Genomic DNA, 15717 nt, shown 5'->3' with positions numbered 1-15717 from the left:
AACGGACGGCCGATAACAGACGTATGACGAAAGTTACGGACCATTTCGCCCTGGGGGGACGGCGCGCTTTTCGCGCCGGGGCGGTCGCGCTCGCGCTCGGGCGGCCCGGTCGCGCAGACGATGTGCCGATGCGCCGCAAGCGCATGCCCGCGCTCGATCCGATCCGTGCCCGGGCGCCCGCCGGGGCGCATGCGCGGCGTCGCGCGGCGCCGTCACTGCCCGATCGGAATCGTCCGCACGTATTCGACCGCGGGCGAGCCCATCGTGACCGCGAAGCGAACCCCGCGCGGCAGCGGCATCCCGAGCGACGTCGAATTGCTCACGCCGTGCTGCGCGAGGAATTGCGCGTAGGCCTGCTCGACGACGGCCTGGCTCGTGGTCCATCCGCCGGGCGGAATCCATACGAAAAGCTGCATCGACCGCGCATCGCGGCCGACGACGACGCGCGCGAACGCATCCATGTGATGCAGCGCGTCCTCGACCTCGGCGAGCGACGCGAGCGGCCGGGACGCGCTGCGCACGAGCTCGCGCCCGCGCAACTGGTAGCGCACGACCTGTACCTGCGTCGGCCCGCCGCCTACGCCGAGGTGACGCACCATCACGAGCTCGTTCGGCAGGATGCGCAGCGGCGGCCCGAACACCTCGTCGGCCGTCACGAGGTTCAGCAAGTCGAACTGCAACTGCGAGAAATAGCGGCCGAGCAGGCGCGTTTGCGCGAGATTCGACGCGATGCCGTCGCGGCCGCGGATCGTCGCGTCGAGCCCGCGCCACGACAGCAACGCGATCACGGCCAGCAGCGCGATCGCGACCAGCATCTCGATCAGCGTGAAGCCCCGTGCGCGCGCTAGCGCGCGCGGTTCAGCGCCGCGCCTCATTCTGGATCACCGTCGCGACTTCGGCGAGCACGTTGCGGCTCGACGCCGACGGATAGACGCTCACCGTCACCCGGCGCACGAGCGGGCTCGGCAGCGCCGCGACGGATTGGCGGCACACGAACGGATAACGCCCCTGCGGACACGCGAACGTGCGCGCGCCGACCGGCGGCCAGCTCGACGCGATGCGAATCTCGCCGAGCGCGTTGTCGGCGCTCCACAACGCGAGCAGGCGCATGCGGGCCGTATCGGTGTCCGACGCGAGCGCACCGATCGCGCGCATCACGGCGCCCAATGCGATCGCGACGATCGCGAGCGCGACCAGCACCTCGATCAGCGTGAATCCCTGTTCCTGTTCCCGTTCCCGTGCCGCGCGCGAACCGCCGCGTGCCGGACGATCGTGATGGTCGGTTTTGTCGTCGCACATGGCCTGCGTCTGTCGATAAGTCGCCCGGCGCCGTACTGGATGCGAAGCCGGCTCACGCGAGGCATCCCGCGCCGGCGCGGCCGGCGCCGCGTACGCACATTAAGCGACGCGTATGGCAGACACGTGTCGAATGGTACGGACCATTCCAGTCGGGACGAGACAGCCAGGCGGCGGACGTGGTCTTCGGCCTTGACGCCCAACGCGACCAGGCCGGCCGGGATGCCGATCGATGCCGAGAGCCCGCGGATCGCCGCAATGGCGGCCCGAGCGACATCGACGGTGCTCAAGCCGGCCGTATTGACGCCGAGGAGCAACGCGACGGTGGCGAAGCGTTCAGGCGCGGCAATCAGGTTGAACTCGGACACGTGCGGCAGCAGGATTGCATTGCAGACCCCGTGCGGGAGGTTGTAGAAACCGCCGAGCTGGTGCGCCATCGCGTGCACATAGCCGAGCGACGCGTTGTTGAACGCCATCCCGGCGAGATACTGCGCATAGCACATCGCCGCGCGCGCCTCCATCGATTCGCCGTTCGCGACAGCCTTCGGCAGCCATTCGCCGATCAGCGCGATGGCCTTTTTCGGCGCAGGCGTCGGTGATCGGCGTCGCGGCCGTGGAAACGTAGGCCTCCACCGCGTGCGTGAGCGCGTCCATGCCGGTTGCGGCGGTCAGCGCGGGCGGCATCGCCACCATCAGGCGCGGATCGTCGATGGCGATGAGCGGCGTGCAGCGCCAATCGACGATCGCCATTTTCACGTGATTGCTGGAGTTGGTGATGATGCAGAATCGTGTCATCTCCGCTGCCGTGCCCGCCGTCGTGTTGATCGAAATCAACGGCGTCATCGGCACCGTCGATTTGTCGATCCCTTCATAGTCGCGGATATGTCCGCCTCCGGCGGTGACGAGCCCGATGCCTTTCGCGCAGTCGTGCGACGACCCGCCGCCGAGCGAAACGATGAAGTCGCACCCCTCGCGCTGATAGAGCTCGATGCCGTCGCGGACGTTGATGTCGGTCGGATTGGGCTCCGCGCCCGGGAAGATGACGGCCTGAAGGCCGACGAGCCACGACAGATCCGCGCCGTCGAGGTAGCGCGGAATCGGGCCCGCGTACATCGGCGTGTTCATGAACGGAATCTGCACGGCGACGCCGATCGCGCAGGCCGCGAGCGCCTGCGGATTGAAGCGGCCGGAGATGCCGCCGTCCGCGACGAAGATCGACTCGATGTCGTACCTCCCCTTGTGGATCACGTGGATCAGGGGATGGAATGAGAGGCAAAAGTCTTGTTCCACAAGCCTCTCGCCTCGTGCTGTAGCAAATCTGTCGCACTGGGAAAGTGCCCGTGATCAGCGGGCTTTAGCGTATCCGGCCCTAACCGGATCGCAGATCGATTGCAACGCGGCTCTGGTTGCTCTCCACTCGCCCTCAGACATCGACACACAAACCACGCTGAAGTCCCCGCGTTCTTTCCGGGAAGACCGCTCGAGCCACCGTAATGGCTCTGACATTGGCAAAAGCCTACGCCACTGCTAAATCCCCCGCATTCATCGGGTCATTCTCCGCGAGATAGCGCCGCTGGTCACACCAGATCCCCCGCTGATCCCATAGCGCACAGGGCCACGACGTGAATGCAGCAACCGAATCGTGAACGTATTCGGCCAGCAGTTGATCGACGGCCAGCAAAGGCGGCTCGTGCTCGTCCCACGCCGACAGGATCATTTTTTCGTATGGAGTCAGTTCGCGCGGGGTCGGCGGGTAGCTATGCGGGCCGGGGCGGCATTCGATCGGGTTGCGCAGGAACTCGATATGCCGCTCCAGCCGCCGCTGCTCGCCCAATAGTTGTCTGGCTTGCTCTTCGGGATCCTTCGGCACGTCATAGACCCATTCGTTCGGCTGGCATGGCGGGTGGTCAGCGTCGGTTCCGGCCGACACGGCCGCGCAAAACGATGCGCCGACTTTTTGATAGAGCCGCCCCAATACGCGATCGTCCGCACGGTTGCGAGCAAGAACGCTGCGCCACCGGAAGTTCAGGTAACGGTGCGGTTGGATCAGCGCTTCGAGGCCATCGCCGAACGCGGCCGGAAGCGCAGCCATATACTCGTTGTATAACTTCACGATCCGAGCGTCGTCGGCCAGCTTGAAATCGTCCCGAAATCTCGGCTCCATCTGGTCTAGCGGTTGCAATGGCACGCCGGCCCGCAAAGCTTCTGCATACATGTGTCGCAGTGGAATCAACGACAAGTCCTGCTCGCGCCCCTGCTCTTCCGGCCCGTAACCGCCGCCGACATCGGAATGCACGCCCGGATATACGACTTCCTCGCAGTTGCCCGGATAGGTCTTGTCGACGCGCACCGAATCGAGCGGAAATGCTCGTCGCACCTCATGCGCCGAGACATAGTGCACGCAACGCTCCACTTCGGCCGGGATCGCCAGTTCCGACGCCCAATCAAGATGTAAAGCGGGACCGCCCACTGAAGCGACGGTATCGAACAGTCCCATAAAGTTGATACGCAACGGCACGCGCACGCCATTCGGAGCGGCCCAGTACAGCTTGCCGCCGTCTTTACTGCATTTCTGCTCCACGAATCGACGAACAAACGCTCGTGCCTCCGTTGCGCCCCGCGAAAACCCGAAAATCGCCACGGTGATTTCGCGCATATGCTTCCATGAGCCCGGTCCCCATTCAATCTCAAGTCGGCGAGAAAACTCGGCCAATGCATATTTGATACGCAGATCGCCCCCCGCGCCTAGCCCCAGTCCGGCAATCCCACCGTCATCGTCTTTCAATTGATCGGTATAACCCGCCACCTTCATAAACTTAAAAGGCGTTCCAACGCCAGGAAGATAAAGAGCCCTTGCTTCATCGCCCACGGAGTCCTTCGCAGAACGAAATAGCTTGACAACGTTCGAATGCTTTTTGAGTGGCAGGTCTCGATCCATATTATTATTCGTACCATCGAAGAAGAACGACAGTGCCGGATAGAGTCGACATGCAATCGCATCTGCCTGATTGGCTGGACACTGTCGAAGGATACGCTTCGTCGCTCCGTCAATCGCTGCACGCGCGATCTCTTCATAAGTAATCGGCTTGCCAGCTTGTCGAACTGTCATAATCGTCCCTGTTTGATAGTTTTACTTGGCCGCACACCCAGTTCCGCTAGGCGAAAAAGCCAACTCGGCAGTATTACGATCACGCAAAATAACGCAGAGGTACGCGTCCGTCTTGTATGGATCGGAACCTTGATTTGGGCCACCCGGCGGAAAATGAACTTGCACGGTATGTTTTTCGTCTGGCCGTGTTACCGCCTTTGTCTTCGGATCCTCCTCGTACCCCCATTCCCACGTCACTGTCACGGGCTTATTCCAGTCCTTCACACCGGGAAAACAGCAAGCCGTTTTCCCTCCTGCGTTATGTGCTACTGCGTCGCCAGCCCAATACTTTTCGACGAAGATGTTCACCGCATACCGATCCGTATGATTAATCGGCACCATTCCAAGTGCAGGCCCGGCTCCCTTAAGAGGATCGTCGGGCAAGAAACTAGAACCCGCGCAAGCGGTCAGCGTGAAGACAGCAAAGCCCGCCGCGAAAGCCATGCGCTGGAATGTAGCAAAGGTCATCTTGTGCGTCCTTCTTGGCAAATAGCCTGATTATGCTTGGGGTCGATCGATCGCTACCGGTAGTAGCGGTTTCAATAATGCAGCGCCTTCGGGCGATGCCTCGAACGCCTCCCCATACCGGGCGGCAAGCGAGCAGTATTCCATGAGCACGCCGACTCCCTCGATACCGCGCTGCCGAGCACGTTCAATCTGCCGGCATACGAATCCGTAGCGCTCGTCTTCCGGGATTTCAGCTAACGTCGACGGATCGCGTTCATTGAGATGCAATAGCAACCCGTCCGGCACACTCGCATCAATCAAAGCATCCACCTGCCCCTGATCGAGCTTGAACGGCGGCCTGAGCGTCGCGGCGGAGGCCGGCATCCGATCCTGACGCCAGTCGATCTGACGCAGCGCGCCTTCGCGATCCCAATACGTCCACCTCAGGATCGGCGCGAGCCATGCCTGACGCTGCGCGTCGGACAGCACCGGCCCTTTCACGAACAGCGTCTCGTCGTCTTGCGAACCGACCAGCGTCGCGAGAATCGCCGGGTCCCAATACGCGAGCACGATCGGTTCGCCATCCGGCAAGCGCACGCGCAGAAACGACTTCAGATGCTCCGCGAGCACTGCAAGCGACAATGGCGATGCGAGCATCGTCGCGCACGGCGATGACGGCCCATGTCGCTCCAGCCATGCGCGCGCCGATTCAAAGTGACTTGGAGGGATATAGACGAGATGCGGCGAAACGGCCCGCACGTCCGCTCCGCCGTCCATCAGGCACGCGACATGGTCCGACCGGACCGACAATGCACCGGGCAGACTGCCGTTCTGCAACGGGTCGACGAGCACATATAGGTGCGCCCCTAACGAATCGGCCTCGCCGAACACGGTTTGCGTATCCATCAGCCCCCCGTCGACACGAACGCCGATCGCCCCGCCGCGCGCTTCATCATGCACGGCACGCACACCGCATCCGGCTGCGTCGGCATCGGATACGGCATGCTGGCCGGGCCCGAGAAATTGTGCATGCTGCCCTTGATGTCGATCCTGCCCGGCGCATGGATCTGGATGTCCCCGTCCTTCAGCCGGATGTACGCCTGCCCCGACGTGATCAGTATCTCCTTGTCCGCCGCGATCTCGATGCGCTCCGTCGCCGACACGATCCGCACCGTCTTCTGGCCGATCAGGTCGAGCGTCTCGCGATGCGACTCGATCTGAATCGCGTCCTTCGCGAACAGCTTGATCCCGTCCTGCGCGAACACGCTCACCTTCTCGCCCGCGCTTGCCACGAACGACTTCCCCGTCGCGACGAACGCGCTTTGACCCGCGACGACGTTCACGTGCCGATCCGCCGACGCGTGCAGCGACTGAAACGTCGTCAGGCCCATGCCGCCCGCGCTGCCGAGCAGCATCGCCGGCACCTTGAAGCCGTTCGCGCTGCCCGTGCCGCCGCCCGAGGTGCGCCCGCCGCTCAAGCCCGGCTCGACCGGCTGCCGCGTCGCGTCGGTCAGTTCCGTGAGCGCGTCGTGACCCGCTTTCAGACTCTCCGCACGATGCTGCTCGCTCAGCGACGACTGCTGCGCGAGCACCTCGGCCGCGTCCTTCAGTTGATCGCGCGCCGCGTCCACCTCCAGTTGCTCGGCGTCATGGCGGGTCGAGTGCGTGCCGATGTACAGGCCGCGATTCGCGCGGACCGCGCCGTATTGGTCGGCATGCAGCGTGAAGCCCGAGCCGAGATAGCGGCCGCGCGTATTGCCCCGCTGAACGATCCCGTAGCCGAGCGTCAGATGACTGTAGTCGCCCCGCGTCTTGCTCAGCAGACGCGCGCGCACCTGTCCGGTCGCATCGTCGAGCTGCATCTCGCTGTAACCGCCGCCGCCTCCGTATTCGCGCGACTGGAAGCCCGACAGCAGCCCGTCCGAATGCCACATCGGCGGCGTCGCCCCGCCCGGCGCGCGCGATACGATATACGGGCGGTCGCAGTCGCCGCCGACGAAATCGACATAGACGGTCTCGCCGCGACGCGGCACGTGTACGCCGCCATACTGCTGCCCGGTATCCGACTGCGCGACCAGCAACGGCGGCGACGTCTCGAACGCGTCGGGCGGACTCTGCCTGTCCCAATGGAATCGCGCGCGCACGCGGTTCAGCGGATCGGTCCAGACCTCCTCGCCGTTCGGTGTGACCACCGTCGCCATCTCGACCGACATGGCCGGCTTGCGATGCTCGAACGGGCTGCGGTATTCGATGTCGGTGCGCTGCGCGTCCACTTCGATGACGTAGAGGCCCATCGCGCCGTCCTGCGGATGCGGCGCAACCGCGAACGCCGGGCCATAGCCCGAACGCGCCCGCTCGATGTCCGCTTGCAGGCTGTACGGGAAATGCAGGCCCGAGCGGGCGATCGGCACGTTGTTCTCGATCGTCCAGCGGGCCGCAACGGCGACGAATTCCCGCTCCTTCGGATCGGCTTCGGCGTGCGCCGGATGATCGCTCAGCACGAACCGGCCGCCGACATCGACCCAGCGCGAGCCGCCGACGCCGGCGTATCGCCTCGAGCGCGACTCGTATTCCTCCGCTCGAATGCGCGCCCACGCAATGCCTCGATCCGAGTCCGGATACCGGTACGCACCCGCGCTATAGTCTTCGAGCGGCGGATACGGAATCGCCTTCTGCTCCTGCGTGCGCCAGTTCGTCTGCTCGACGTAGCGGGTCGTTTGCACCGACTGCCGGACCTCGAACGGCGTCGCCGGCCGCTGGTAGTCGCCGGAACGCGAGGCGACGTGCACGCTGTTCAACTGGCGCAGCGTTGCCCATTGCGTGAACCCGTCGAACTCGTCGCCGGCATTGCCTCGATAGAAGTCGAGCGGCTTGGCGTCCGGCAGCGCCTCGACGCGATCGACGATCCTGAGCATCGTCTTCTGCTCGCGACCGTCGTGGGTCCAGTAGCCATAGAGCCCTTCGTCTTCCATGAGCCGGTTGACGAAGTGCCAGTCGGTTTCGCTCTGCCGGCAATACGAACGCTTCGCGAGCGCCCCGCTCAGCGCGAACCGGAATGCGCCCTGAAGCGGCGGATAGCGATTGAATACGTCGGACAGAATGTCCTGCGCATCGCGGTCGAGCCAGAAATGCTCGTCGCGGCGATGCCGGAGAAAGTGCAGCGCCGACGAAAAGCCGATTTGCCACGACGTCAGGCCGCCGTCGGCCCCGAGCCGGCGCACGGTATGCACGTAGCCGTGGATCGGCCGGTAGTCGGCATTCAGGTCGAGCACGCCGCGCGGCTGCTGGAGCCACAGCGTCACGGGCTGCGCGATCAGCGCGTCGGGATTCAGGTCGTCGCGCGTGGTCGCGGCGTCGATTGTCCACGTGTAATCGCGGCCGAGCCTGGCGTCGCCGACCGCGCGCAACGGAATCAGCGTGTTCGCGCCGAGCGGCGTGTCGAGCTTCAGCAGCCGCTCGCGCTGCAACAGCCCACGATGAATCGCCTCGAAGATCGGCGCAAACGCCGCCTCCTGCGGCCCGCGTGGCCCCAACGTCATGGTTCAAATCCTTTTTTTTCTCAGGTTCGCCGGAATGGGGCGCGTCGCGCCCCTTGTTGTCAGGCGATCGAGCGCGGTATCGGTACCGGCGAACCGCCTTCTTTGGCGAATAAGGATACCAAATCTGCTGGGGAAAACTTGAAAGCAGCCAGCCTCCAGCGCGCCGGCCAAGTCCGGCTAACCCAAATGGACAGATATTTTTGCGAATATTCCTCTACTTTCCACGCTGGAAAGACTGATATGAACCGACTCGCCGAGCACGCCGAGCCACCAGCAGAAGGCGCGATTGCGATAGCGGCGCGGCGGACGATCGTGCGGCCCGACCGTCAGATAGACGCGCCGGCCCGCGCGCCGCAACTCGTCGGCGATCTGCACGCCCGACGATCCCGCGCCGACCACCAGCACGCCGCCGTCCGGCAACTGGCCCGGATTGCGATAGCCGGCGGAATGGATCTGCTCGATGCGCGCATCCGGCGGCGCGATGGGCGGGATGATGGGCCGCTGGAACGGCCCCGTCGCGACGACCACGCGGCGCGCGTCGATCACGCCGTCTGACGTGTCGACGACGAAGCCGGGCCGGCCGCTCGCGCAACGCGCGTCACGTCGACGCCCGTGCGGATCGGCGCGTCGATCCTTCTCGCATACGCTTCGAAGTAGTCGGCCACCTGATCCTTCGATGCGAACGCATCCGGATCGAGGCCCTCGAACCCGAGGCCCGGGAACCGGTCGTGCCATGCCGGCCCGTTCGCGACGAGCGTATCGATTGACGTTGTTTCAGCGGTTACGGCTGTCTCCTTCAGAAAGGCGGCTCGATCGAAGCCAGCCGCCGCTTCGATGCCACTGTCGGGCGCAGCCTGTGTCGGCCGCCGCGGCGACGCGCGGCGCAACGCGCGAGTGGGAATGCAGACATTCTGCGCAGACGCCGCCGTGCGCGAAACGATGATTTTTGTCGTCGCTGGCGAGCAAAAAGCCGCTCATGCGACAGCGGGGCGCGGCGAAAGCGCCCGGTCGCGCCGAAGCGGCCCTTCATTTTGGCAATCGGCCCCGAGCCGCCGAACGCATTTGCGCGCCGGCGAGCCGATTCGCCGCCCGTATTTCGTTTTTCGCGAGAAATGCGTCAATCAAAATTCTCGATTCCACCGTTTACCGCAAGCGCACTGCCGCCCTTTATTTTTGTAAAAAACAATCCATCAAATCATCGAACACCATTCATTCAATGAAATAACCAATCGGTCTCTCTTTATTTTTAAAATCACGATCACGAACGATTCATTCTCTTTAAAAAAATTCCACCCTCCGTTTTATTGACATATCCGCATATGCACCTAGACTCCGTCCTGAGGCAAGACAATCCGCTCGAAATTTTCGGCCTCGATCCCCCCACAACAATGCGACTCGTTCACCACAGGAGTTTGCGTCATGAGGGAAATTCTCGAAACAATTCATAGAAAAAAGGCCGCGCTTCTCGACCACCCGGTCTTCCCGCAGCTCGAAGCGGTCACCCTTCCCCAAATCAAGGAAATGATGCGCGTCTGGTCGCCGCTGTTGATTCACCTGGCCATGACCTTTCGCGACATCAATCGCATGTATTACCACTACGAAAAGCCGGAAGACGAATTGCAGAACGCGATCAACGATCACGTCGACGTCGACAGCGAGCATTGGCACATGATGGTGTCGGACATCAAGACGCTCGGCGTGAACAATCGCGCGTTCGATTGCGAAAGCGCGATCAATGTGATCTGGGCCGATCTCGGCAGCCCCGTGCGCCAGTACATGTATTCGCTCGTGTCGCGCGCGCGCCGGTGCGGAAACTGTCCGCTGCTGAAGATGGCGTCGATGGAGGCCGGCGAGGCGACGTCGAAAGTCTTCTTCACGACGTCGCGCAAGCTCGCGGCGGCCTACGAAGCGGATACGGGCAATACGCTGCGCTATCTGGGCGCCGAGCACATCGACAGCGAACTCGATCATTCGATCAACGAATCGGTCTTCTTCGACGAGCCGCTGTCGGCCGACAAGCGCGCGGACGCGCAGTCGATCGTCGACGATCATTTCCGCAGCTTCATCGCGTTCCTCGATTACAAGTACGAGGTCAACAAACTGGCGCTCGCCAACTGACGAGGCCCCGGGCAGCGCCCGGGCATGATTCGCGAGGCCGGAGTCCGGCTGAATCGTCAAGCGCTCCGAATCGAATCGCCGATCCGGGGAGCACACGCGCTCGCGGTCATGACGTCCCCCATACAAGGAGAAACAAGCATGCGTCTTCCGAATCGCACACAAGTCCTCGTCATCGGCGGCGGGCCGGCCGGCGCGACCGGCGCGGCATTCCTCGCCCGCGAGGGCGTTGAGGTCACGCTCGTCGACAAGGAGGTGTTCCCCCGCTATCACATCGGCGAATCGCTGCTGCCGTCGTGTCTCGAAATCCTCACGCTGATGGGCGCGCGCGACACGTTCGACCGCCACGGCTTCCAGCGCAAGCCCGGCGCGTACTTCAACTGGAAAGGCGAGACCTGGAAACTCGATTTCGGCGAGCTGGGCGGCACCTATCACTACAGCTACCAGGTGCGCCGCGAGGAATTCGACCACTTGCTGCTGCAGCATGCGCGCACGGTCGGCGCGCAGGTGCACGAAGGCGTCAGCGTGCGCGAGATCCTGTTCGACGACGGCCGCCCGTGCGCCGCGCTGTGCGTCGCGCAGGATTCCGGCGAGACGGCGACCGTCGAGTTCGACTATCTCGTCGACGCATCCGGACGCAACGGGCTGATGTCGACCCGCTACCTGAACAACCGCAAATTTCACGAGATCTTCCGCAACGTCGCGGCGTGGGGCTACTGGGAAGGCTTGAGCTGGCCCGACGATTGCGCGCCGGGCTCGATTCTCGTCAGCTCGATTCCGGACGGCTGGTGGTGGGCGATCCCGCTCGCCGACCGCCCGACGAGCGTCGGCGTCGTCATGCACCGCGACGCGTTCCTCGCGGCGAAGCGCGCCGGCTCGCTCGAGCAGGTCTACGAGCAGGCGCTCGCGCTGAGCCCGGTGATGACGAAGCTCACGCAACACGCGCGCCTCGTCACGCCGCTCAGGACCGAGCAGGATTATTCGTACACCTGCGATTCGTTCGCGGCGGACGGCTACTTCCTGTCCGGCGACGCCGCGTGCTTTCTCGATCCGCTGCTGTCCACGGGCGTGCACCTCGCGATGTACAGCGGCATGCTCGCCGCCGCGTCGCTCGCCAGCATCCTGCGCGGCGAGGTGGCCGAGCGGGAAGCCGCCGCGTACTATCGCGACAGCTACCGGCAGGCCTATCTGCGCTTCCTCGTGTTCGTGCAGACGTTCTACGAGGCGCACGGCAAGCTCGGCTACTTCAGCAAGGCCGACGAGTTGAGCCACTACATGATCGAGGCGGGCGACATCCGGCGCGCGTTCCTGAATCTCGTCTCCGGCCTCGAGGACATCGCCGACGTCGAGCAGGCCACGTCGCACCTGATGGGCGAAATGTCCCGCCGCATCGATCAGAACCTCGCGCTTCGCAAGAACAAGGAGGCGCTCGCATCGGCGATCGGCAGCCCGGAAGCCGAGGACAACGCGCGCTTCTTCGATGCGATCGAGGGGCTGCCCTGCCTGTCGGCGAACATGGCGCTCGACGGGCTTTACGTGTCGACCCGGCCCCGGCTCGGCCTGCAGCGCGTCGCCGCGATGTAGCCCGCGCGCTTGGCGGCAATCCGCGCGCATGCGTCGAACGGCCGCCGCCGCGGCGGCCCGACCCTGCGCGCGGCGCACCGGGCCGATGCGCCGGCGCACGGCGCGCTCATCGGCATGCACCAAACGCGAGGAGCCGGGACAAGATGGCGGACTGGATACTGCAACTGTGCGTCGTGATCGTCGTCGCATTCGTGCTGGGCGCGCTCGCGCAGCGGCTCGGCCAAGGGCGCGTCGTGGGCGAGCTGCTCGCCGGGCTGCTGCTCGGCCCATCGGCGTTCGGCGCGCTCGCCGCCGCGGGGCACGGCGTGCTGCCCGGCGAGGAATCGGCCGCGATCCTCTCCCGGCTCGGCGAGCTCGGGCTCGTTTTCCTGATGTTCCAGACGGGCACGCACATCGCATGGTCGATTCCGCAAAGACGCTCCGCCGCGCTCGTCGCGACGGTCGTCGCGGCTTGCGGGATGGCGTTGCCGTTCGCAACCGGCAGCGTGATCGCGATCGCGTCGTCGCACGCGTTCCAGCCGCAGGCGTCGCCGCTCGCCTACGTGCTGTTCTGCGGCATCGCGCTGTCCGTTTCGGCGCTGCCCGTCATGATGCGCATCGTCGCCGACGCGCGCATCGCGCATCGCCCGGCGGCGACGCTGTCGATACTCGCGGCCACGCTGACCGACGCGCTCGGCTGGCTGATTCTCGCCGCCGTCGGCGCGATCGCGACATCCGGCCTGTCGCCTGCGTCGACGCTGCATGCGCTAGGCGTGCTCGTCGCGTTCTTCGTCGCGTCGATCACGCTCGTGCGCAAGATCGTCCTGTGGCTGCTCGATCGCGCGCGCCGGGACCGCAGCGGATCGGCGACATTGATTTGCGCGCTCGGCTATCTGCTGCTGTCGTCGTGGGCCGCCTCCCGGCTCGGCTTTCACAGCGCGTTCGGCGCCCTGGTCGCGGCCGTCGCCCTGTCGGGCCGCGACGATCTGCGGCAGTGGTGGGATGCGCGCTTCGCGGGGCTGGCCGACCTCGTCCTGATCCCGCTGTTCTTCGTCAGCATGGGCTTTCGCGCGTCGTTTTCCGCGCTCGACGGCGGCGCGGCGTGGGGGTGGCTCGTCGCGTTCCTGATCGGCGGCGTGGCGGCGAAATTCGGCGGCTGCTACGCCGGCGCGCGGCTATGCGGGATCGATCGCACCGAGGCGACGCTGATCGGCGTGCTGATGAACTGCCGCGGCACCGTCGAGCTGATGGTGCTCGCGATCGGCCTGCAACTGAGGATCATTCCTGTCTCGCTGTACACGGTCCTGCTGATCGCGACGCTGACGATGACCTGGCTGAGCGCCATGTCGACCCACCGGCTCGCGAAGCGGCAGTCGCCTCTCGCGCGACGCATGGCCGCCGCCGATGCGCCGCCGGCGCGGCGGGCCGCGCCGATGCGCGCGCTCGGCGACGACGCGCGTTTGCCAAACTTGCCCGACTTGCCGGAGGCATCGCGGCCATCGCGATGAACGCCCATGATGGAGACCGTCGCAACGCTTCGTTCCGATTCCGCCGCGCGCTGGCTGCCGCTCGCGCTGTCCGAGCAGGTGAGCGCCCGGGCGCCGCTCGGCGTCGTCTGCATGGGACAGCCGCTCGTGCTGTATCGGGATGCATCGGGCGCCGCCCGCGCGATGGAGGATCGCTGCGCGCATCGCCGCGCGCCGTTGTCGCTCGGCCGCGTGACGCCCGACGGCCGACTGCAGTGCGGCTATCACGGCTGGATCTACGACGGCGCGTCAGGCGCATGCGTCGCGATCCCGAATCTGTCGCAAGGCGAGCCGGTGCCGCCGCACTATGCGGTGCGCGCCTACGAAACGTTCGAGCGCGACGGCTACGTGTGGGGCCGCGCGGCCCACGGCGCCGACACGCGAAAGCCGGCCGCGCCCCCCGCGCCCGCGTCGCGTTGCGCGCAGCGGTTCGCGGGTTGCGCGGCGGTCGCCGTCGGATGCGACGAGTATGTCGCCGCGCTGGCCGACGGCCCGCATCTGCTGATGCGCATCGCCGGCCTGCGCATCACGGATTACGTGATCGCGGACCCCGAACCGCGCGGCGGCCGCATCGAGATGGAGCGCGGCGTCACGTGGGCGGCGCGCGCGCACAATCACCGGTTCGGCGCGCATTATCCGTGGACGCTGCGGCTCGCGCCGCCGCGCGACGATGCGCTCGCGTCGGTCGAGCTCGACACGCGCGACGGCGAGACGGCGCTGTGGGCGTCGATCGCCGTCGTTCCCGCGGCGCGCGGCGCGACGAACGTCATGTGGCGCGGCGGCATCGCGGCTGACGCGAGCGGCGCCGACGCCACGCTGCTGCGCCTGTGGGCGCGGCTGCGCCGCGCGCCGTTCGCGATGCGCGAGCAGATCGACGCACGCGCGCTGTCGAGGCTCGACGTGACCTGCTCGCGCGCCTGGCTCGGCCCGTACTCGCGGTCTGCGGGTGCCGCCGCCGCGCGCGGGCCCGATCGATTACCGTGTGCGAGGAAAGGATGATGCTGACCGTCGACAACGAAGATATCGAGGCGGCAAGCCGCCCGAGCGACGACTGGGTGCCCGGCGGGATTCGCCTGCGCAACGCATGGTTTCCGCTCGCCCACGCGTTCGAAGTCGGCGCGCGCGCATCGCGCTGGCGGCTCCACTCGCAACCGTGCTTTCTGTGGCGCGCGGGCGGACGCATTCACGCATCGCGGCGGCACCCCGACCTGCCGGCCGCGCGACGCCCGGCGTCCGATTCGCCGGCCGACGCCGACGACTATCCGGTGCTCGAGCGATACGGCTACGTGTGGATCTGGTACGGAGACCCCGGCGACGCGAGCGACGCGCTCGTGCCCGACGTGCCGTTTCTGCCGCGCGACGGCGGGCTGCCTCCGCACATGCAGGGCAATGTCCGGCTCGACTGCTGCTCGCCCCTCCTCGTCGAAAATCTGCTGGACCTGACGCATGCGGACTTCCTGCATGCGAACGTGCTCGGCAACGAGCGTTCCGACGAGGACCGGATCGACGTGCAGTTCACGTCCGAGACGGTGACGATGATCCGGCGCTGCACGCACAAGTCGGTCGCGCCGATCATGCGCTGGTTCGGCGGCGTGCGCGCGAAGCATCAGGACGTTCACGCGGTGATTCACGTGCACGTGCGCAGCTCGGTCGCGCTCGCGTACGGCCGCTATACGCCGGGCATCGACCTGCCGCTGTTCCACCCGTGCCTGCCGGAGTCGCGCGACCGGTGCCGGCTCAGCTTCGCGCTGAACGCGACGTCCACGCCCTGGCCGCTGCGCGTGCTGATGCCGTTGACGCCTTACGTCGTCGCGCCGCAGGACAACCGGATGGTCGGCCCGCAGAACGGCCGCTACCAGGAAGCCGGCGAGCGCCGCGACCTGTTTTCGCGCTTCGACCGCGCGGGCCTGCGCTACCGGCTCCTGTTGCGGCAGCTCGCCCAGCGGCAGCTCGACGGCGATTTCTCTTACGCCGCCGATGCGCTCCCCGGCCGGGATGCGCGCGGCATCCTCGGCATGCCGTCCCCATAGAAGGGTCTGTTCACGCTAACGACGGGCTTGCGCTCGCCGCCGGAAGGGCCGGG

Annotated in this window: 12 protein-coding genes and 2 pseudogenes; 6 read left to right on the top strand and 8 right to left on the bottom strand. The window is 65.7% G+C overall.

Annotated elements, in window-relative coordinates; translation table 11 throughout:
* Positions 1 to 212: 212 nt before the first annotated feature.
* The 8 genes and pseudogenes from AQ610_RS09120 to AQ610_RS09090 all read right to left on the bottom strand — a co-directional run.
* A complete protein-coding gene (locus tag AQ610_RS09120; RefSeq protein WP_006026850.1) occupies positions 213 to 875 on the bottom strand; it encodes a PulJ/GspJ family protein in 663 nt (220 codons plus the stop codon).
* Complete coding sequence (gene gspI, locus AQ610_RS09115) at positions 859 to 1299, bottom strand: type II secretion system minor pseudopilin GspI (protein ID WP_006026851.1); 441 nt, start codon at positions 1297 to 1299, stop codon at positions 859 to 861. The genes AQ610_RS09120 and gspI overlap by 17 nt, the downstream gene beginning before the upstream one ends.
* Before the next feature lie 176 nt (positions 1300 to 1475).
* Positions 1476 to 2352: pseudogene (mdh, locus tag AQ610_RS09110) on the bottom strand (iron-dependent methanol dehydrogenase); the annotation flags it as partial.
* A gap of 460 nt (positions 2353 to 2812) precedes the next feature.
* Positions 2813 to 4405 (bottom strand): T6SS phospholipase effector Tle1-like catalytic domain-containing protein, encoded by a 1593-nt coding sequence (locus AQ610_RS09105; protein ID WP_045554842.1) that lies wholly within the window; start codon positions 4403 to 4405, stop codon positions 2813 to 2815.
* Positions 4406 to 4426: 21 nt separating this feature from the next.
* Entirely contained in the window at positions 4427 to 4912 is a 486-nt protein-coding gene (locus tag AQ610_RS33090) for a DUF3304 domain-containing protein (protein WP_082262314.1), read from the bottom strand.
* A gap of 30 nt (positions 4913 to 4942) precedes the next feature.
* Positions 4943 to 5797: a DUF4123 domain-containing protein gene (locus AQ610_RS09100; RefSeq protein ID WP_045554841.1), complete on the bottom strand. Its 855-nt coding sequence runs from the start codon at positions 5795 to 5797 to the stop codon at positions 4943 to 4945.
* Entirely contained in the window at positions 5797 to 8430 is a 2634-nt protein-coding gene (locus tag AQ610_RS09095) for a type VI secretion system Vgr family protein (RefSeq protein WP_045554840.1), read from the bottom strand. The genes AQ610_RS09100 and AQ610_RS09095 overlap by 1 nt, the downstream gene beginning before the upstream one ends.
* 249 nt (positions 8431 to 8679) lie before the next feature.
* Positions 8680 to 9374 (bottom strand): annotated as a pseudogene (locus AQ610_RS09090) (NAD(P)-binding domain-containing protein); the annotation flags it as partial.
* A 2-nt stretch (positions 9375 to 9376) separates the two neighbouring features.
* Between AQ610_RS09090 and AQ610_RS35895 the strand changes: the two are divergent.
* The 6 genes from AQ610_RS35895 to AQ610_RS09065 all read left to right on the top strand — a co-directional run bounded on the left by AQ610_RS35895 (position 9377) and on the right by AQ610_RS09065 (position 15664).
* A complete protein-coding gene (locus AQ610_RS35895; RefSeq protein WP_144411934.1) occupies positions 9377 to 9655 on the top strand; it encodes a hypothetical protein in 279 nt (92 codons plus the stop codon).
* 194 nt (positions 9656 to 9849) lie between these two features.
* Positions 9850 to 10548: a hypothetical protein gene (locus AQ610_RS09085; RefSeq protein ID WP_009912245.1), complete on the top strand. Its 699-nt coding sequence runs from the start codon at positions 9850 to 9852 to the stop codon at positions 10546 to 10548.
* A gap of 138 nt (positions 10549 to 10686) precedes the next feature.
* Positions 10687 to 12129, top strand: coding sequence for an NAD(P)/FAD-dependent oxidoreductase (locus tag AQ610_RS09080; protein ID WP_009912243.1), 1443 nt, complete (start codon positions 10687 to 10689; stop codon positions 12127 to 12129).
* A gap of 143 nt (positions 12130 to 12272) precedes the next feature.
* Positions 12273 to 13616: a cation:proton antiporter gene (locus AQ610_RS09075; RefSeq protein WP_006026861.1), complete on the top strand. Its 1344-nt coding sequence runs from the start codon at positions 12273 to 12275 to the stop codon at positions 13614 to 13616.
* Positions 13617 to 13625: 9 nt separating this feature from the next.
* The gene (locus AQ610_RS09070; protein ID WP_043282692.1) at positions 13626 to 14633 is read left to right on the top strand and encodes a Rieske 2Fe-2S domain-containing protein; all 1008 of its coding nucleotides are present in this window, start codon (positions 13626 to 13628) and stop codon (positions 14631 to 14633) included.
* Positions 14633 to 15664 (top strand): aromatic ring-hydroxylating oxygenase subunit alpha, encoded by a 1032-nt coding sequence (locus AQ610_RS09065; protein ID WP_009912240.1) that lies wholly within the window; start codon positions 14633 to 14635, stop codon positions 15662 to 15664. Before AQ610_RS09070 ends, AQ610_RS09065 begins: the two co-directional genes overlap by 1 nt.
* Positions 15665 to 15717: the final 53 nt, after the last annotated feature.

Origin of the sequence: Burkholderia humptydooensis (genome assembly GCF_001513745.1) — a bacterium.
Classification (GTDB): Bacteria; Pseudomonadota; Gammaproteobacteria; order Burkholderiales; family Burkholderiaceae; genus Burkholderia; species Burkholderia humptydooensis.
This window is presented reverse-complemented; position numbering and strand designations above follow the sequence as displayed.